This window comes from uncultured Roseibium sp. (assembly GCF_963675095.2).
Taxonomy (GTDB): Bacteria; Pseudomonadota; Alphaproteobacteria; order Rhizobiales; family Stappiaceae; genus Roseibium.
In genome coordinates, this window is record NZ_CAXXSJ010000017.1 from 132,426 (window position 1) to 150,265 (window position 17,840).

Annotated in this window: 16 protein-coding genes and 2 pseudogenes; 11 read left to right on the plus strand and 7 right to left on the minus strand. The window is 61.7% G+C overall.

Annotated features, from left to right (window positions below; all coding sequences use genetic code 11):
• Nucleotides 1-16 precede the first annotated feature (16 nt).
• The 5 genes from ABIN98_RS07210 to uxaC form a co-directional block, all read right to left on the minus strand.
• Nucleotides 17-331, minus strand: coding sequence for a cupin domain-containing protein (locus ABIN98_RS07210; protein WP_346908725.1), 315 nt, complete (start codon nucleotides 329-331; stop codon nucleotides 17-19).
• A gap of 24 nt (nucleotides 332-355) precedes the next feature.
• A complete protein-coding gene (locus ABIN98_RS07215) occupies nucleotides 356-1,636 on the minus strand; it encodes a TRAP transporter large permease (protein WP_346908727.1) in 1,281 nt (426 codons plus the stop codon).
• A gap of 11 nt (nucleotides 1,637-1,647) precedes the next feature.
• A complete protein-coding gene (locus ABIN98_RS07220) occupies nucleotides 1,648-2,160 on the minus strand; it encodes a TRAP transporter small permease (protein WP_346908755.1) in 513 nt (170 codons plus the stop codon).
• Nucleotides 2,161-2,233: 73 nt separating this feature from the next.
• Nucleotides 2,234-3,214: a TRAP transporter substrate-binding protein gene (locus tag ABIN98_RS07225; protein ID WP_394701459.1), complete on the minus strand. Its 981-nt coding sequence runs from the start codon at nucleotides 3,212-3,214 to the stop codon at nucleotides 2,234-2,236.
• A gap of 26 nt (nucleotides 3,215-3,240) precedes the next feature.
• The gene (gene uxaC, locus ABIN98_RS07230; protein WP_346908729.1) at nucleotides 3,241-4,647 is read right to left on the minus strand and encodes a glucuronate isomerase; all 1,407 of its coding nucleotides are present in this window, start codon (nucleotides 4,645-4,647) and stop codon (nucleotides 3,241-3,243) included.
• Nucleotides 4,648-4,764: 117 nt separating this feature from the next.
• Between uxaC and ABIN98_RS07235 the strand changes: the two genes are divergently transcribed.
• Nucleotides 4,765-5,475 carry a GntR family transcriptional regulator gene (locus ABIN98_RS07235; RefSeq protein WP_346908731.1) on the plus strand — a complete coding sequence of 237 codons (711 nt, stop codon included), beginning with the start codon at nucleotides 4,765-4,767 and terminating at the stop codon, nucleotides 5,473-5,475.
• Nucleotides 5,465-6,373: a sugar kinase gene (locus ABIN98_RS07240; protein WP_346908733.1), complete on the plus strand. Its 909-nt coding sequence runs from the start codon at nucleotides 5,465-5,467 to the stop codon at nucleotides 6,371-6,373. The genes ABIN98_RS07235 and ABIN98_RS07240 overlap by 11 nt, the downstream gene beginning before the upstream one ends.
• A gap of 408 nt (nucleotides 6,374-6,781) precedes the next feature.
• On the opposite strand, the gene ABIN98_RS07245 is transcribed toward ABIN98_RS07240, so the two are convergent.
• Complete coding sequence (locus tag ABIN98_RS07245; RefSeq protein WP_346908735.1) at nucleotides 6,782-7,828, minus strand: IS110 family transposase; 1,047 nt, start codon at nucleotides 7,826-7,828, stop codon at nucleotides 6,782-6,784.
• A gap of 320 nt (nucleotides 7,829-8,148) precedes the next feature.
• Between ABIN98_RS07245 and ABIN98_RS07250 the strand changes: the two genes are divergently transcribed.
• From ABIN98_RS07250 to paaZ, 8 genes and pseudogenes are all read left to right on the plus strand, one after another.
• Complete coding sequence (locus tag ABIN98_RS07250) at nucleotides 8,149-9,057, plus strand: PaaX family transcriptional regulator C-terminal domain-containing protein (RefSeq protein ID WP_346908737.1); 909 nt, start codon at nucleotides 8,149-8,151, stop codon at nucleotides 9,055-9,057.
• A 192-nt stretch (nucleotides 9,058-9,249) separates the two neighbouring features.
• Complete coding sequence (paaA, locus tag ABIN98_RS07255; RefSeq protein WP_346908739.1) at nucleotides 9,250-10,254, plus strand: 1,2-phenylacetyl-CoA epoxidase subunit PaaA; 1,005 nt, start codon at nucleotides 9,250-9,252, stop codon at nucleotides 10,252-10,254.
• A gap of 17 nt (nucleotides 10,255-10,271) precedes the next feature.
• Complete coding sequence (paaB, locus tag ABIN98_RS07260) at nucleotides 10,272-10,577, plus strand: 1,2-phenylacetyl-CoA epoxidase subunit PaaB (RefSeq protein WP_190289636.1); 306 nt, start codon at nucleotides 10,272-10,274, stop codon at nucleotides 10,575-10,577.
• Nucleotides 10,577-11,344: a 1,2-phenylacetyl-CoA epoxidase subunit PaaC gene (paaC, locus tag ABIN98_RS07265; protein ID WP_346908741.1), complete on the plus strand. Its 768-nt coding sequence runs from the start codon at nucleotides 10,577-10,579 to the stop codon at nucleotides 11,342-11,344. The genes paaB and paaC overlap by 1 nt, the downstream gene beginning before the upstream one ends.
• A 30-nt stretch (nucleotides 11,345-11,374) precedes the next feature.
• Nucleotides 11,375-11,836 (plus strand): 1,2-phenylacetyl-CoA epoxidase subunit PaaD, encoded by a 462-nt coding sequence (gene paaD, locus ABIN98_RS07270; RefSeq protein WP_346908743.1) that lies wholly within the window; start codon nucleotides 11,375-11,377, stop codon nucleotides 11,834-11,836.
• An 11-nt stretch (nucleotides 11,837-11,847) separates the two neighbouring features.
• Nucleotides 11,848-12,924 (plus strand): 1,2-phenylacetyl-CoA epoxidase subunit PaaE, encoded by a 1,077-nt coding sequence (paaE, locus tag ABIN98_RS07275; protein WP_346908745.1) that lies wholly within the window; start codon nucleotides 11,848-11,850, stop codon nucleotides 12,922-12,924.
• A 37-nt stretch (nucleotides 12,925-12,961) separates the two neighbouring features.
• Nucleotides 12,962-13,706: pseudogene (locus ABIN98_RS07280) on the plus strand (Phenylacetic acid catabolic protein).
• Between the two features lie 24 nt (nucleotides 13,707-13,730).
• Nucleotides 13,731-15,806 carry a phenylacetic acid degradation bifunctional protein PaaZ gene (gene paaZ / locus ABIN98_RS07285; protein ID WP_346908747.1) on the plus strand — a complete coding sequence of 692 codons (2,076 nt, stop codon included), beginning with the start codon at nucleotides 13,731-13,733 and terminating at the stop codon, nucleotides 15,804-15,806.
• A 50-nt stretch (nucleotides 15,807-15,856) separates the two neighbouring features.
• Here the strand turns inward: paaZ and ABIN98_RS07290 are convergent.
• A pseudogene (locus tag ABIN98_RS07290) lies at nucleotides 15,857-17,048 on the minus strand (IS481 family transposase).
• 231 nt (nucleotides 17,049-17,279) lie between these two features.
• On the opposite strand from ABIN98_RS07290, the gene ABIN98_RS07295 reads away from it, so the two are divergent.
• The gene (locus ABIN98_RS07295) at nucleotides 17,280-17,600 is read left to right on the plus strand and encodes an immunity 53 family protein (protein ID WP_346908759.1); all 321 of its coding nucleotides are present in this window, start codon (nucleotides 17,280-17,282) and stop codon (nucleotides 17,598-17,600) included.
• Nucleotides 17,601-17,840 lie beyond the last annotated feature (240 nt).

A 17,840-nucleotide genomic window follows, 5' to 3' on the forward strand; every position in this document is an offset into this window, starting at 1 on the left:
CTTTTTTCAAGTTCGGTTACAGGAAATCGTCCCGCCGGGGCGTGAACGTATCGATCAGGGTGCCCGGTTCCAGGCAGCGGCAGCCGTGCATTGCGTTGGAGGGAATGACGAAGCTGTCTCCCGGGCCGACCTCAATGTCCTCGCCGGCGACGGTGAAAGCGAAGCGGCCCGACTGCACATAGGTCGATTGCACATGGGGGTGATTGTGCAGTTTGCCCTCGGCACCTTGATCGAAGCGGAAGGAGACGACCATCAGCTCCGGGCTTTCGCTCAGGACCTGGCGGAGAACGCCAGGATCGGCGGCGACTTGCGGATAGGTTTTCAAGGTCATCGCATTTGTCCTTTTCGATCGTCCTCAGTGGAACAGGGACGGCAGCCAGAGGGACAGGAACGGCACGTAGGTCACCAGCAGCAGGGTGAAGACGGCTGCGCCGTAGAACGGCCAGATCGTCTTGATGGCCTGCCAGACGGATATCCGGCCGACCGCGCAACCGACGAAGAGGACCGTGCCCACCGGCGGCGTGCACAGGCCGATGCCGAGGTTCAGCACCAGGATCACGCCGAAATGGATCGGGTCGACGCCAAAGGCGGTGGCGACGGGCAGGAAGATCGGCGTGGTGATCACGATCAGCGGCGACATGTCCATGAAGGTGCCGAGCAGCAGCAGGACCACGTTGAGCATGAACAGGATGACCAGCGGATTGTCCGACACCTGCTTCAGGAAGGAGACCAGTTCTGCGGGAATGCGCAGGAACGCCAGCAGCCAGCCGAAGGAGGCCGCGCAGCCGATCACAAGCAGCACCATGGCCGTGGTCCTGACCGCCGCCTTGGTCGCCTCGACGAAGCCGTGCCAGTTCATGGTGCGATAGGCGATAGCGGTAACTGCCAGCGCATAGACGGCCGCGATACAGGAGCTTTCGGAGGCTGTGAAGACGCCCGAACGGACACCACCGAAGATGATCGCGATCAGCAGGATGCCCGGTATGGCATTGATGAACATGGCGCCGACCATGGCCCACCCCGGAAACGTCTCGGTCGGATAGCCCGCTCTCTTGGCAACGAACCAGGCGGTCGCCATCAGGGAAATCGCCAGAATGAAACCGGGCAGGATACCGGCGGTGAACAGGTCGGCGATGGAAAGCCGCCCGCCGGCCGAGATCGAATAGATGATCATGTTGTGGGACGGGGGGATCATCAGCGCGATGATCGCGGAGGTCACGGTGATATTGACTCCGTATTCGACGCTGTAGCCCTTCTTTTCCATCTGCGGGATCATCAGTCCGCCGATGGCGGTCGCATCTGCAGCGGCGGAGCCGGAAATGCCGCCGAAAAGCAAGGAAGCTGCGATATTCACCTGGCCGAGGCCGCCACGCATGTTGCCGACCAAGGCGCCGGCAAGCGCCACGAGGCGCCGCGCGATATCGCCGCGTACCATCAGCTCCCCGGCGAAAATGAAGAAGGGAATGGCCATCAGCGCGAACACGGAGACACCGGAATTCAGGCGCTGGAAGACGACCACCGGCGGCAGGCCGATATAGAGAACCGTTGCAAAGGACGCGACGCCCAGGCAGAAGGCGACGGGTGTGCCGATCAGGAGCAGGAAGACGAAGGTTCCGAACAGGACGAAGGTTTCCATGGGTATCCCTGTCACTCCTCGACAAGATCGGTTTCGCCGAAACGGGCGGTGGGCAGGCCGGCCAGGCGCCGGGCCAGACGTTCGACGGAAAACAGCACGACCAGAACCCCGCCGCCCACGAGCGGCAGGAAGTCGATGGCGCCGGAAATGCCGAGTGACGGCAATTTGACGTCCCATGCCGACAGGGCGAGTTCAGAGCCGAACCAGACCATGCCGGTGCCGAAGGCAACGACGACAATGTCGGAAATGCTGTAGAGCCAGAGCTTGACACTCTCGGGCAGGAAATAGAGCAGGACATCGAAGCTCAGGTGGTAGCCTTCTCGGATGCCGACGGCGGCGCCGAGAAAGATAAACCAGCCCATGAGAATGACGGCGGCCGGCTCGCTCCAGACGAGAGAGTCGTTGACAACATAGCGGAAGAAGACCTGGGCCGAGATGAAGGCGGTCATCAGGATCAGGCCAGCGCCGGCCAGCCACAGGGCGAGGCGCGCGATCCGGCCGGTGAGCCGCGCTACGGATTTCATACTGTCCTGCACGATTGTCTCCGAAATTGAGTTCCCATGGCGGGCAGGCCGCCATGGGAAGGAGAACATGCCGTCAGTCGGTCGCGCGGATGCGGGCGACCAGATCCTTCAGCTTGTCGGAGGTCACGTGCTTTTCGTAGACCGTGTCCATGGCCGCCATGAAAGGCTCCTTGTCGATTTCGGTGACGACTTCGACACCGGCCGCGCGGACCTTTTCTTCGGATGCCTTCTCACGGGCGACCCACAACTTGCGCATCTCCGGCACGGATTCCTTCGCCGCCTGACGGACGACCGCCTGGTCTTCCGGGGAGAGCTTGTCCCAGGAGATCTTGGACATGACCAGCACTTCCGGCACGATCAGGTGTTCATCGAGCGTGTAGTAGCCGGCGACTTCGTAGTGCCCGGAGGATTCGAACGACGGCCAGTTGTTTTCCGCGCCATCGATGACGCCTGTTTGGATCGATGAATAGACCTCGCCATAGGGCATCGGCGTGGCGTTGGCGCCGAGCGCGGACATCATGTCGACGAAGATGTCGGACTGCATGACGCGCACCTTCATGCCTTTCAGGTCATCGATCGACGTGATCGGCTTGACCTTGTTGTAGAAGCTGCGCGAGCCGCCGTCATAGAAGGCGAGGCCGACGTAACCATGCGGCTCGAAGGCGGTCAGGATGTCGTCACCGATCGGTCCGTCCATGACATTGTGCATGTGGTCGACCGACTTGAAGATATAGGGCAGGGAGACGACCTTGGTTTCTTCCACCAGGTTGTTGAACGGTCCCATGGAGACGCGGTTCAGGTCGATGACGCCGAACTTGGTCTGCTCGATGGTGTCCTTTTCCTCGCCGAGCTGAGCGGAATGGAACACCTCGACGCATACGCGTCCATCCGTGCGTTCCTCCACGAGCTTGCCCATATGCTTGACGGCCTCGACCGTCGGATAACCGTCCGGATGGGTGTCCGACGACCGAAGGGTGACTTCGCAGGCCATAGTTGTTGTTGCAAAGGCCACGCTCGCCAGGAGCGCTGCGGCCAGGGTCTTTACCGGTTTCATGACTTTCCTCCCATGAAAGTGGCTCTTCAGAGCCGGTAGGCTTGCTTGGCAAGCCGGTAAGCGAGGTCTGTGGCGACCTCATATGCCTCGTCTTCCGCAAGCCGCCCCGTGGCGACCAGGGTTGCGAGATAGGTGCAGTCCACCCGCCGTGCCACGTCGTGGCGGGCCGGGATGGAGCAAAAGGCGCGGGTGTCGTCATTGAAGCCGACGGTGTTGTAGAACCCGGCTGTTTCGGTGGTCATTTCCCGGAACCGGCGCATGCCTTCCGGGCTGTCGTAGAACCACCACGCCGGGCCGAGCTTCAGGGCCGGATAGACGCCGGCAAGGGGGGCCAGCTCGCGGGCGTAGCTGGTCTCGTCCAGAGTGAAGAGAATGATGGTCAGGCCTCGTTCCAACCCGACGGCATCCAGAAGCGGCTTCAGCGCGCGGACATAGTCGGTGCGGGTCGGGATATCGAAGCCCTTGTCGCGGCCGAAGGCGGCCGCGATCGGGCCGGAGTGGTTGCGGTGGCTGCCCGGATGGATCTGCAGGACAAGACCGTCCTCCAGGCTCATGCGGGCCATTTCCGTCAGCATTTGACCGCGGAAGGCGTCGGCTTCCTCGGATGTGCAGGTGCCTTTGAGCGCCTTGTCGAACAGGGCGGCGGCTTCATCCTGCGGCAGGTTTTCAGTACGCGCGGTCGCGTGACCGTGGTCGGAAGAAGTCGCGCCGAATTCCTTGAAATAGGCGCGGCGGATGCGGTGGGCTTGAAGATAGCCGGCCCATGTGGTGCTGTCCTCGCCGGTGAGGGCGCCCAGTTGCTCGACGTTTTCGGTAAAGCCGGCAAATTCCGGATCGACGACCGGATCCGGCCGGTAGGCGGTGATGACCCGTCCGTCCCAGCCGCTGTCGCGGATCATCCTGTGCCAGCGCAGATCGTCGAGCGGACTTTCGGTCGTCGCGATTGCCTCGATATTAAATCGATTGAATAATGAGCGAGGCGTAAATTCCGGCCGGTTGAGGCAGTCGACAATGTGATCGTAGGCTACGTCTGCCGTCTCGGCTGAAATCGGCGTGGTCAGGCCGAACACGTCCTGGAAGGCATGATCCAGCCACATGCGCGAGGGGGTGGCGCGGAAGAGGTAATAATTCTCGGCGAAGATGCGCCAGATCTTGCGGCCGTCGGTCTCCGTCCAGCCGCCATCGGCGCGCGGAACGCCGAGGCTTTCAAGGCTGATGCCCTGGGAGAACAGCATGCGGAAGACGTAGTGGTCGGGAGTAATGAATAATTGGGCGGGATCGGCAAACGGCTTGTTTTCCGCAAACCAGCGCGGGTCCGTGTGACCATGCGGGCTGATGATCGGTTTGTCCGCGACAGACTGGTAAAGGGCGCGCGCGATCTCGCGGGTCTGCGGATCTGTCGGAAACAGCCTGTCTGGAGGCAGCAATGCCACGTTAATTCTCCCCGTCGCCGGACCCGCTGCTGGTTTTCAGCAATTTTCCCGAGGGTCTTTCAATCGGCGTAGTTTAGTAATATGCTAGTATTCAAATCGAGTCAACGGAGCGAACGTATGACCGGAACGAGCCCCTTGCGGGTCCTTGAGCCACTGAACAGACCGTCGGTTGCCGACACGGTTTTCGACGAGTTGCACCGGCAGATCCTGTCGCTGGAACTCCCGCCGGGAACCAAGATGTCGGAAGTGGAAGTCGCCAAGGCGCTGGGCGTGTCGCGCCAACCGGTGCGGGACGCCTTCTACCGTCTGTCGAAGCTCGGCTTCCTGTCGATCCGGCCGCAGCGGGCAACCACCGTCTCGCAGATTTCCGAAAAGGCGGTGCATCAAGCACGGTTCGTCCGCAGTGCCATCGAGGCGGAGACGGTTCGGACCGCCTGCGAGCGGTTGACCGATGACGATATCAAGGCACTCGACGCGATCCTGGACGGGCAGCGGCGGGCGATCGAAGCGAAAGACGCTGAAGCCTTCCACGAGCTGGACGACCAGTTCCACCGGGAAATCTGCGAGCGTTCCGGCCTTGGCTTCGCGTGGGACCTTATCCGCGAAAACAAGGCGCATATGGACCGGGTGCGGTTCCTGTCGCTCTCCTTCGGTTCACAGCATGCGTTGGACGATCACGTGGAGGTCATGGATGCGATCCGTAAGCGGGATACGCAACAGGCTGTCGCGCTGATGCGCAAGCATTTGTCCCGGATCCTGGAACAGCTTCCGCGGATCAGGGACGAGCATTCCCAGTTCTTTGCCGGAGACCCGGACGTTGACGCGTAATTTTCTCGCCATCGGCGAATGCATGGTCGAAATGGCGCCGACCGGCGAGGGGACTTACCGGCTGGGTTTTGCCGGCGACACCCTGAACACCGCCTGGTACACGCGCCGACTCCTTCCGGACGGATGGAATGTCTCCTATCTGACCGGCGTGGGTCGAGATTCCGTATCGGATGAGATGCTGACCTTCTTCGAAGGTGCCGGTATCGGCACGGACCTGATCCAGCGGTTCGATGATCGCACCGTCGGGCTCTACATCATCCAGCTGACGGACGGCGAACGCAGCTTTTCCTACTGGCGCTCGGACTCTGCTGCCCGTCAGCTTGCCCGCGACGGGGCAAGGCTCGATGCGGCGCTGGCCGCCGCCGATGTGATCTATTTTTCCGGGATTACTCTGGCCATCCTGCCCAAGGAGCAGCGCGGCGGATTTCTGGAGGCCGTCAAGGCCGCCCGGACGAGGGGGGCGACAATTGCCTTCGATCCGAACCTGCGCCCCCGGTTGTGGGAAGCCGTCGAGATCATGTGCGCCTCGGTTATGGAGGCCGCGGCTGTCAGCGATGTTGTTTTGCCGTCCTTTGAGGACGAGGCGACGTATTTCGGTGACGCCGGCCCCATGGAAACCGTGAACCGCTATACGGACGCCGGTGCGCCGCTTGTGATCGTCAAGAACGGGCCGGGCGAGGTCCTGTGGCAGGTCGACGGAGCGCCATGGACCTTCCAGGTGCCGCCGGTGACCGAGGTGGTCGATACGACGGCCGCGGGAGACAGTTTCAACGCCGCCTTCCTCGCCAGCCACCTTCAGGGTGCGGATCTGGAAACATCGGTTGCCGCCGGCGCCCGACTTGCCGCCCAGGTCATCGGTCGGCGCGGCGCCCTGGTCGATTTATCGCAGACGGTTTAAGGGTTTACAGGCAGATCTTAGAATTCCGATTCCGATGTGGCATGTTTTAGTCGGGAAAAGGCCGTGAGCGTGCCACAAACCCGGTTGTCGTCCCGGCCGGAGCGTAAGCGCAGAGCCGGGATCCATATGTGGACGGCCCCGTGGTTGCAAGGTTGAAGTTGGCAGGTGTTCCGGATCGCTTGCGGTCATATGTACGGCCTGCTTTGCGGCCGTTTTGCCGCTGGCCAAGATGGGTTCCGCAGCGGATGGGATCCAAACAGTACAGCGATATCGGCCTTGAAGCCGCCACTGGATCCCACGGTATTTCCCATCCGCCTCGGTTCGACCGAACACACCTTCTCATCTTCCCTTGCAAGTTCCTCTGTCGCGCCAGCCTGTCTTTGGCCGGGGCAAGTGTTTTGTCTATCGTCAGGCGAGTCCCGGTTGCTCTTGCGGTGACCGCGGGTGATAGGTTTCGCCGCTGACCATCAGCTTCCAGGCGATGCGCGCCAGCTTGTTGGCGAGCGCGACGGCAGCCAGCTTGTGCGGCTTGTGACGACACAGTTTCTCCAACCAGGGCCAGGGCGTTTTGATCCTCCCCTGCCGGAACTGCAGCAGAACGGCGCTTGCGCCGGCAACCAGGGTGGCGCGCAGCATCTCGTCCCCGGCGCGGGTGATCACACCGAGCCGGTTCTTGCCTGCCGTGGAATGGTTTTTCGGCGTCAGGCCGAGCCAGGCAGAGAAATCGCGCCCCGATTTGAAGGCATGCGCGTTGCTCACCTTGATCGCCAGCAGGGTCGCACCAACCGGACCAATGCCCGGGATGCCGGCCAGCCGCTGGCTGAGTTCATCGGCACGGTGGAACTCCCGCAGTTTTGCGTTGAGATCGGCTATCTCCTTGTCCACTCGCGCGTAGTCACGGACCAGCGTTTCGAACATATCCCGTGCCATCTCCGGCAGCGTCTCGTCCGCGCGGATCCGCTCGACAAGCCGGTCAAGCTGGAACAGGCCCTTCGGGGCAACCAGACCGAACTCTGCCGCAAAGCCGCGGATCGAATTGGAAAGCTGCGTACGCCGGCCAAGGAATTGTCCCCGCAGCTTCGCCAGCATCTGCGCAGCTTGCTGTTCTGGACTTTTCACCGGCACGAAGGTTCGGGCCAGCTTCGGACGGCTCATCGCCTCGCAGATCGCTTCCGCGTCCGCCGCGTCCGATTTGCTCCGCTGCACATAGGGCTTGACGTATTGCGGCGGGATCAGCGCGACCTCGTGCCCCAACTTCCCTAACTCCCGAGCCCAATAATGCGAGGCTCCACAGGCCTCAAGGCCCACCTGCGCCGGAGGCAAGCCGGCAAAAAAGTCGAGAACCTGACGACGGCGAAGCTTCTTGCTCAACACCGGATGGTCCCCAGCATCCACACCATGCAACTGAAAAACAGACTTGGACGTATCCATTCCAACGCGGCTAATATTGTTCATGGACGGCTCCATCGTTTGAGATCTTTAACAACCTCATTCTGGCACATCGATGCCGTAGGGGCCGTCCACCCCAACAGTAATCCGTGAGGCTGATTACTTGAGCAGAGACGATACAGGGTACTGGGTCCCCGGTCGCGCTGCGCTTGCCGGGGATGACAACAGAGGGTGGGGCGCTGCCTTGCCTCTTTCTGCCGACAGCTTCAATTCTACCTGACAGAAGAAAGGTTGGCATCGGGCCTGCCGGCTTTGCTCTTGCAACTGGCGTTGTAAAAGGGTCTTTTGAGCCCCTTCCGCCATACCGCTCCAGGAGTCTTAGCAACTTGAGGAATAAGGAACGGACCGCCACGGACGCTGTACCGACGGTCCTGAAGCAGCTCTGGTCCGAACCGCCGCGGGCAGCCGGTTTCATCGTCACCATTTATGGTGACATCGTCGAGCCGCGCGGCGGCGTGCTCTGGATGGGCAACCTGATCGAGGTCTGCGGGACGATCGGTATCAGTGAAAGCCTGGTGCGGACGGCCGTTTCCCGCCTCGTTTCGGCGGACCAGCTCTCCGGCGAACGCGACGGGCGGCGCAGCTTCTACCGGCTGACGGACCGGGCACGGGTAGAATTCCTCCAGGCAGCGAAAATCCTCTTCGATCCGGAACCGGCGCCGGAGGCCTTTCTCGTTGCGCCGCGTCCTCCGGCGGAGCAGGAAGGCGGGTTCCTGCGCCAGGGCTTTGCCGTCGCGGGTGCCTTTCTGATCGGGCCGGACCGTAGCCGGAGCGGGGATGATTCCCTTAGTACCCGTTTGCCCGGTCCGGTGTTCCGGGCGGAGACCGTTGCCGGAGCCGAGGAGCTGCCGGCCTTTGCGTCCAGGTACTGGGATCTCGAGTCGCTGGCCGGTGCATACGGCGTGTTCCTGGAGCGTTACGGCCGGCTGTCGGACCATCTCGCTTCCGGCGAGCCGCTTCATGGCGCCGATGCGATGACCGCCCGGCTGATGCTCGTCCACGACTACCGCTTCGTGCTCCTGCGCGATCCGCGCCTGCCGATCGAAGCGCTGCCGCAGGATTGGCCGGGTTATGCGGCGCGGACCCTGTTCGCCGATCTCTACCGTCGGCTTGCGCCCGAGACCGACCGCTATACGGGCATGCATCTTCAAAGCGTTTCCGGTATACTGCCTGCCAGTACCGAGGCGACTGAAAAGCGGTTGCGGACGATTACCGGAAATACCAACGAAATCTGACCTGTTTTCAAGAGGTTTACGCCGCTTCCGGACGTTTCGGATTGAAAGCATCACAGAATCGAGAAGAAAACTCTTTTTATGTGATGCTTTGTGCGTTATATATTCATGACCGATCGGTCGACGAATGGCTTTTGCCCGCTGACAAGCTCGTCTCAAACCGGTCGAACGGATGCGAATTGAGGAGGAGGGCGCATGTACGCGCAAATGGTCAAGACCGCTTCGGACGGCGTCAAATCCCGTGAGGACATGAGCCCCGAAGAAGCCGCCTTTCAGGAAAAGATCGATGCCGACATCAAGATCGAGCCGCGCGACTGGATGCCTGAGGACTACCGCCGCACGCTGATCCGCCAGATCGGCCAGCACGCCCATTCCGAAGTTGTTGGTCAGCTGCCGGAAGGTAACTGGATTACCCGCGCGCCGACACTGGAGCGCAAGATGATCCTGCTCGCCAAGGTGCAGGACGAAGCCGGCCACGGCCTCTATCTCTATTCCGCAGCCGAGACGCTCGGCGTGAGCCGCGACGAGATGGTAGAGATGCTCCACGCCGGCAAGATGAAATATTCCTCGATCTTCAACTATCCTACGCTGAACTGGGCCGATATCGGTGCGGTCGGCTGGCTGGTCGACGGGGCTGCCATCATCAACCAGGTTGCCCTGCAGCGCACCTCCTACGGTCCCTACAGCCGCGCGATGATCCGTATCTGCAAGGAAGAAAGCTTCCATGCCCGCCAGGGCTACAGCGCCATCATGAAGATGGCCTTCGGTACGCCTGAGCAGAAGCGCATGGCCCAGCAGGCGGTCAACCGGCTGTGGTACCCGGCGCTGATGATGTTCGGCCCGTCGGACAAGGACTCCGTCCATTCCGAACAGTCCATGGCCTGGAAAATCAAGATCAAGACCAACGACGAGCTGCGTCAGCAGTTCGTGGACCAGACCGTGCCGCAGATCCTTTATCTCGGCCTGGAGTTGCCGGACCCGAACATCAAGTGGAACGAAGAACGCGGCCACTACGATTTCAGCGATCCGGACTGGACAGAGTTCTTCAACGTTCTCAAGGGCAACGGCCCGTGCAACACAGACCGCATGAAGGACCGTGTCGGCGCCTGGGAAGACGGTGAATGGGTTCGCGACGGCCTGATGGCCCATGCCCGCAAGAAACAGGCCCGCAAGGAAGCGGCCAAGATCGCTGCAGAATAAGCCTGGAGGAGGCACCAATGAGCAACGAAACGACTCCGAGCCGCTCCGAGTGGCCCCTGTGGGAAGTCTTCATCCGCGGCCAGCACGGCATGAGCCATCGTCACGTCGGCTCCCTGCATGCGCCGGATGCGGAGATGGCCATCAAGAACGCCCGCGACGTCTATACCCGTCGCAACGAAGGCGTATCGATCTGGGTGGTCGAGGCCAAGCATATCGCGGCCACCGCGCCCGGCGAGAAGGGTCCGTTCTTCGAGCCGTCGGAAAGCAAGGTTTACCGTCATCCGACCTTCTTCGACATTCCGGACGAAGTGGGGCACATGTGATGGCTGACGTTGATAACAAGGCTCTGTTCGAATTCCTGGTGCGGATGGGCGACAACACGCTGATCCTCGGGCACCGGGTCTCGGAATGGTGCGGTCATTCTCCGATCCTGGAAGAAGACATCGCACTCGCCAACACCGCGCTCGACCTGCTCGGCCAGACCAAGATGTGGCTGGACTATGCCGGCAAGGTGCAGGGCGAGGGCAAGTCGGCCGACGACCTGGCCTTCCTGCGCGATGGCTGGGACCTGCGCAACGTGCTGCTCGTCGAACTGCCCAACGGCGACTTCGGTCAGACCCTGATGCGCCAGTTCCTGTTCGATGCCTATCACTCGATCATCCTCGGTCATCTGCTGAAATCGAGCGACGACGACGTCCGGGCGATCGCCCAGAAGGCGTCCAAGGAAGTGACCTATCACCTGGAACGCTCCGCCGACACGGTGGTCGGACTGGGTGACGGCACGCCGGAAAGCCACAAGCGCATGCAGGCCGCTCTAGACTATCTGTGGCCCTATGTGGGTGAGATGTTCGAGACCGACGACATCGACCGGGCCATGGCGGCTGCGGGCGTTGCGCCGGAACCGTCGGGCCTCAAGGCCGATTACGATGCACTGGTCGGCCGTGTGCTCGCCGATGCGACCCTGACCATTCCGGGTGGCAACTATGTCCACAAGGGTGGCCGGAACGGCTACATGCACACCGAGCATCTGGGACACCTGCTGTGTGAGATGCAGTGGCTGCAGCGGGCCTATCCGGGCTGCGAGTGGTAAGTCTCTGACAGGTCAGAAAAGGCCAATGCAATGGCACATCCTTCGACCGAACAGGTCTGGGAATGGCTGGAGGCTGTTCCCGATCCCGAGATTCCCGTCCTGACGCTTACGGATCTCGGCATCATCCGGAACGTGGACTGGGAAGGCGACACCTGCGTGGTGACCGTGACCCCAACCTATTCCGGCTGCCCGGCGACCAGCATCATCAATCTCGATATCGAGACCGCCCTGCGGGACAAGGGGCTGACGGATATCGAGCTGCGCAATCAGCTCGATCCGGCCTGGACCACCGACTGGATGTCGGAAAAAGGCCGGGAGAAGCTTGAGGAATACGGCATCGCACCGCCCCAGCCGGCGGGCGGTCCCGAACGTTGCCCCCACTGCGGCAGTCCCAACGTGGAAAAACTGAGCCAGTTCGGTTCCACCCCGTGCAAGGCGCAATGGCGCTGCACGGACTGCTTGGAACCTTTCGAATATTTCAAGTGCATCTGAGGGAGGAACCCATGGCGCGCTTTCACGATCTTGAAGTTGTCGATGTCCGCAAAACCATCCGCGATGCGGTGGTCGTCACGCTGCAACCGGTCAACGGTGCGGCAGCGGAATTCGACTTCACGCAAGGCCAGTATCTGACCTTCCGCCGCGATTTCGACGGCGAGGAGTTGCGCCGGTCCTACTCGATCTGTTCGGGAAAAGATGAAGGTGTTCTCCAGGTCGGCATCAAGCGGGTGGACGGCGGTGCCTTTTCCACCTGGGCCAATGAGGAGCTCAAGATCGGTGACACGATCCAGGCGATGCCGCCCATGGGGGCGTTCCACACCGAGATCGATCCGTCTGCGGCGAAGCATTATCTGGGCTTTGCCGGCGGCTCGGGCATCACCCCGGTGCTTTCGATCCTGAAGACCACCCTGGCGCGCGAGCCGAAGTCGTTCTTCACCCTGGTCTACGCCAACAAGGCGGTGAACACGATCATGTTCCGCGAGGAACTGGAAGATCTCAAGAATACGTATCTCGGCCGTTTCAACGTCATCCATGTGCTGGAGGCTGACGCGCAGGACATCGACCTTTTCACCGGTCTCGTGACGGAAGAAAAATGCGCCGACCTGTTCAAGACCGGTTGGGTCGACATCGAAACCATCGACACCGCGTTCATCTGCGGCCCGGAACCGATGATGCTCGGCATCGCTTCGGCTCTGCGCAAGGCCGGTCTCGACGATAGCCAGATCAAGTTCGAGCTGTTCGCCTCCGCCCAGCCGGGGCGGGCGAAGCGCAAGGTCGTCTCCAGGGAAGGCGCCAACGCCGACCACGAGACCAGTGCCGCGATTACCCTCGATGGCTCGACCCAGACGATCACGATGTCCAAGGACACGACGATCCTCGATGCGGCGCTGCAGAACGACATGGACGCGCCCTATGCCTGTAAGGCCGGGGTCTGCTCCACCTGCCGCTGCAAGGTGCTGGAAGGCGAGGTGGAGATGACCGCCAACCATGCATTGGAGGACTATGAGGTGGAGAAGGGCTATGTGCTTTCCTGCCAGTCCTATCCCGTGACGGATAAGGTCGTCGTCGATTACGACCAATAATGGCCGAGGGCCAAGGGAGGACACGGTCATGGAAGATATGAGCATCGAGAGCTATCTCGCCCAGGGCGGGGTTTTGAGCAACCCATCCAACGCACCGGCCCGCTATCGCGGCGAACTGATGCGCCTGATGGCCTCTTTCGTCGACAGCGAGCTGGCCGGTTCGGCCGGGGTTCGCCGATGTGATCAACACCGCGCCGGGGATCAAGCAGCGCATTGCCGCCGCCCGGATCGTGCTGGAAAAGGCCGATCACGCCGAGCGAGTGCTGACCATCATGGGAGAATTCGGCGCCGATACCGCGCGCTACGCGGTTCACCACCCCTGGGCGGACCGGCTTGACCGGGACGCAGACTTGGGGGCGGCCCGCCATGGCGGCGACATGCGCCTGTCGGTGTTCCATTATCCGTTTGAGGGCTGGACCGACGCGGTGGTGATGAATGTGCTGATGGGCCTTGCGACCGGCGTCCAGCTGGAAGAACTCGTCAGGGTCTCTTACGGACCGCTTGCCACCGCTTTCCGGGAGATCGCGCCGCGCGAAGCCCGTCATGCGGAACTGGGCCTTGAAGGCCTGGAACGGATCGCAGCCGACCCGGCCGAAAAGGAAACGGCCAAGGCATCCATCGCCTATTGGCGGCCTCGGGTCGCAGCGACCTTCGGTGTCGCCGGGTCTGCCCGGTTCGATACGCTGAAGCGTTTTGGGCTGCGCCACACACCGAATGAAGACTTGCTCGCCAGGTGGACGGACAAGGTCGACAGCAAATTGTCGGCTTTGGGTCTTGGCTGAGCGAAACCATACGAGGGGAATTTCATGACTGCACATGCAGGAACGCCGCGCCGCCTGGAGAGCTATGTCTGCGGGGGGTGGACCCCGGGCGCTGCCGAGGGCAAACCGCTTTTGAATGCGGCGACCGGAGAACCGGTCGCCTTCATCGATTCAAGCGGCATCGATTTCGCCGAGATGCTGGCCTTCGGCCGGGAAAAGGCGGGCGCGAGCCTGCGTGCCATGTCGTTCCACGAGCGCGCGCTGATGCTGAAGGCCATCGGCCTGGCGCTGATGGAAAAGAAGGAAGAGTTCTACGCGGAAAGCCTGGCGACCGGTGCGACCCGCGCCGACGGCTGGGTCGACATCGAGGGCGGCATCGTCACCCTGATGAACTACGCCTCCAAGGGGCGCCGGGAACTGCCGAACACGAAGGTTCTGGTCGACGGGCCGGTTGAGCCGCTGTCGAAGGATTCCAGCTTCTCCGCCCAGCATATTCTGACGCCGCTCCATGGTGTGGCCGTCCACATCAACGCCTTCAACTTCCCCTGCTGGGGCATGCTGGAAAAGATCGCGCCGACCCTGCTTGCCGGCGTGCCCACGATCGTCAAGCCGGCAAGCCAGACCGCTTACCTGACCGAGCTGATGGTCCGGCGGATCATCGAGACCGGCATCCTGCCGGAAGGCGCCCTGCAGCTCATCTGCGGCTCGACAGGCGATCTGCTCGATCACGTCACCTGTCAGGACGTGGTCACCTTCACCGGGTCGGCCTCCACCGGGCGCATGCTCAAGGCCCAGCCGGCGATCATCGAAAATTCGGTGCGCTTCACGATGGAGGCCGACAGCCTGAACGCGTCCATCCTGGGTACCGATGCCGGTCCCGGCACGGAGGAGTTCGACCTCTTCGTCAAGGAAGTCGCCAGGGAAATGACGGTCAAGGCAGGGCAGAAGTGCACCGCCATCCGCCGTGTGATCGCACCGCGCGCCCATGTGGATGCGCTGGTTGCGGCCCTGACGGAACGTCTGGGCAAGACGGTCGTCGGCGATCCGGCCAACGAGGCGACCCGCATGGGCGCACTGGCCAGCCTCGACCAGCGCGACGAGGTGCGCGACCGGATCAAGGACTTGGCGTGTGACGCTGAAATCGTCGCCGGCGCTCCCGATGCCGTCCAGGTCGCCTCGGGTGATGCGGACAAGGGCGCGTTCCTCAATCCGGTGCTGCTTTACTGCGCCAAGCCGTTCGAGGCGAAGGCCGTGCATGATGTGGAGGCCTTCGGTCCGGTGTCGACAGTCATGCCCTATGACACGATCGAGGAAGCCGTAGACCTCACCCACAAGGGCAAGGGCTCGCTGGTCGCCTCTGTCTTCACCAACGACCCCAAGGTCGCCGAAGAGGTGGTGCTCGGCATGGCGCCGTTCCATGGTCGCGTCATGATCGGCAACCGCACCAGCGCGAAAAGCTCCACCGGTCACGGCTCTCCGCTGCCGATGCTGGTCCATGGCGGGCCGGGCCGGGCAGGGGGCGGCGAGGAACTCGGCGGCATGCGCGGCGTCAAGCATTACATGCAGCGCACCGCCGTCCAGGGTGTGCCGCGTCTCCTGTCGGCGGTCACAGGCCGCTGGATGGACGGCGCCGACGTCAACAAGGACAGCGTCCATCCGTTCCGCAAGTCTCTGGCGGAGCTCAAGATCGGCGATCAGCTCATCACTGCGAGCCGCGAGGTCACGCTGGAGGATATCGAGCATTTCGCCGACTTCACCGGCGACACCTTCTACGCCCATATGGACGAGGCAGCGGCCAAGGCGAACCCGTTCTTTGAAGGCCGGGTGGCCCATGGCTACCTGATCGTCTCCTTTGCAGCCGGGCTGTTCGTCGATCCGGCGCCGGGCCCCGTGCTTGCCAACTATGGCGTCGACAACCTGCGCTTCCTGACCCCGGTTAATCCGGGGGACACGCTGCAGGTTCAACTTACCGCCAAGGAGATCAACCCGCGTGTCAACGCCGATTACGGCGAAGTCCGCTGGGACTGCCAGGTCACCAACCAGAACGGCGACGCCGTCGCCCTCTACGACGTGCTGACGATGGTGGCGAAGACCTGGCCGATGGCGGAACAGAGCCAATGATCCAGGCGAGTGTAGGGCGTTTCCATCTGTCTCGCCCTACGCTCAGGCGGTCACCCCGGACTTGATGTACAGACCGGGGACATGGCTGACAGGTGTTCGGGGACATGGTTGACACATTTATATCGCGTTGAGGTCGATTTGTGCGACCTTGTTGGCGCCGAAATAGATGCCGTATTTTCCCGGGTGAGAAGTTGGGCGAATAGCCAGGCTGTGTCCCCTGAATGCTTTCGGCACAGACCAGAGGCGTCCTTTGTAGCTGATTTGGGCCTTGGTTCTGGGAACCTTGCGGGTGATGGTGCTGTTTTCATAGATCATCTCCGGCAAGGTCTTTGACCAACTGCGCAGCGACGGACGGTAGCGGCTCGCGGGAACCTTGTCAGACAGGGCTTCATGCGGGCGATGATGGTTGTAAACCAGCCGCCAGCGGTCGAAGGCCTGCTGGAGCTGCTCCTGGCTACGGTAGCAGCGCAAGGCCAGCACCTCTTCGTTCAAGGTTCGGTTGAAGCGTTCATTCTTGCCCTTGGTTTGCGGATGGAATGGCCGGGCGTAGATCACATTCACGCCCAACCTGGCCAGCCAGACCCGTAACGGTGTCCAATGACTGTCCCGATAACTGGAACCCCAGGGGGCGCCATTGTCGACCAGAAATGCATCCGGCAGGCCATAGAGGCTAAAGCTGCGCTCCAGATGGGTCTGGACGGTATGTGTGCGCTGATCCGGACAAGCCGCCAGGCACACCGCGAAGCGGGAATGGTCGTCGACAACCGTTAGCGGATGGCACTCCTGTGCATTGCCCAGACGGACCCGACCCTTGAAGTCCATCTGCCACATACGGTTGGCCTCCTCTTCTTCAAAACGCTGCCAGTCTGTCCCGCTCCTGTCCCGGGGCCGGATACAATCATGGCGACGCAAGACCGCATGGATGGTCGATACCGCTGGAGTGTTGTCGTCGGTGCGTGAAAGCACCGCCGCGATCTTGCGCGCACCCCAAGCCGGATGGGCCGTGCGCACCGACAGGATTGCTTCTTCCAACGCGGGGCAAAGCTGCTGCGGACTCGATCGCGGCCGGCGGCTGCGGTCCTCAAGCACATCTCCCGCTTCAAACCGGCGCAGCCACTTGTAGCCGGTCTGAGGGCTGATCCCGAACCGGCGGCAAAGCTCACGCCGGTTCACGCCTTCAAGCCTCGCGAGCCGGACGAACTCTTCTCGCTGTTCCATGATCGACATCTCCTGCCACGGCATGCCCGCCTCCTTCGACGTAAGTCATGCCAAATGTGTCAACCATGTCCCCGAACACCTGTCAGCCATGTCCCCGGTTTAAACATCAAGTCGGGGATGACGGCTTGTGGAGGAGGGGAGGGTCCCCAAAAAGGTCTGACGCCGCCCAATGCCCAGGTATCGACCTTTCGGAACCTTGCCGAACGGGCGCGAAACCCATAGCCTCCCGTCATGGAAGACACCTCATTGGACAACATGGCCTGGCTCACGCAGTGGTATGCGACCGAGTGCAACGGCGACTGGGAACACCAGAGCAGCATTAGGATTACAACGATCGATAATCCGGGGTGGCGAGTAACGATCAACCTTTACGGAATGCTTCTGGAAGATGTTCCCTTTTCTCCTATCCGTTTCAACGTCGACGTCCCCAACGGTGATCCCACTCAGAGATGGCACATGTGCTGGGTAGACGAATGCTGTTTTACCGGGGCAGGTGGCGCTTTGGATCTGGATGTAATCCTTGGCATATTCCGCGAATGGGCGGAAGCAAAGACGCCGGAAGATGATGAAGGCTGAGTGCTTAGGCCGGTCCGATCGTTCTGCGGACTTAGGTCGAACCTTAAGCGCTGTACTGCTCACCTGAACGAGCGGGGCCCACATTTACCTCTCCCATTGGTAGAGGTCGGAGCGAAGCTCCGGGTGAGGGGCACGTTCCTTCCGATCGCCACGTTCGAACTATCACCAAAAAAAATGACCGGGCAGGGCCCGGTCATGAGGTCGTGTGGGAGTTTATCGTTATTATCAAAGGGTGACGGT

Coding starts and splice junctions, on each gene's coding strand:
- ABIN98_RS07210 (WP_346908725.1), bottom strand. CDS start 331: ATGACCTTGAAAACCTATCCGCAAGTCGCCGCCGATCCTGGCGTTCTC.
- ABIN98_RS07215 (WP_346908727.1), bottom strand. CDS start 1,636: ATGGAAACCTTCGTCCTGTTCGGAACCTTCGTCTTCCTGCTCCTGATC.
- ABIN98_RS07220 (WP_346908755.1), bottom strand. CDS start 2,160: ATGAAATCCGTAGCGCGGCTCACCGGCCGGATCGCGCGCCTCGCCCTG.
- ABIN98_RS07225 (WP_394701459.1), bottom strand. CDS start 3,214: ATGAAACCGGTAAAGACCCTGGCCGCAGCGCTCCTGGCGAGCGTGGCC.
- ABIN98_RS07235 (WP_346908731.1), top strand. CDS start 4,765: ATGACCGGAACGAGCCCCTTGCGGGTCCTTGAGCCACTGAACAGACCG.
- ABIN98_RS07245 (WP_346908735.1), bottom strand. CDS start 7,828: ATGAACAATATTAGCCGCGTTGGAATGGATACGTCCAAGTCTGTTTTT.
- paaA (WP_346908739.1), top strand. CDS start 9,250: ATGTACGCGCAAATGGTCAAGACCGCTTCGGACGGCGTCAAATCCCGT.
- paaB (WP_190289636.1), top strand. CDS start 10,272: ATGAGCAACGAAACGACTCCGAGCCGCTCCGAGTGGCCCCTGTGGGAA.
- paaC (WP_346908741.1), top strand. CDS start 10,577: ATGGCTGACGTTGATAACAAGGCTCTGTTCGAATTCCTGGTGCGGATG.
- paaD (WP_346908743.1), top strand. CDS start 11,375: ATGGCACATCCTTCGACCGAACAGGTCTGGGAATGGCTGGAGGCTGTT.
- paaE (WP_346908745.1), top strand. CDS start 11,848: ATGGCGCGCTTTCACGATCTTGAAGTTGTCGATGTCCGCAAAACCATC.
- paaZ (WP_346908747.1), top strand. CDS start 13,731: ATGACTGCACATGCAGGAACGCCGCGCCGCCTGGAGAGCTATGTCTGC.
- ABIN98_RS07295 (WP_346908759.1), top strand. CDS start 17,280: ATGGCCTGGCTCACGCAGTGGTATGCGACCGAGTGCAACGGCGACTGG.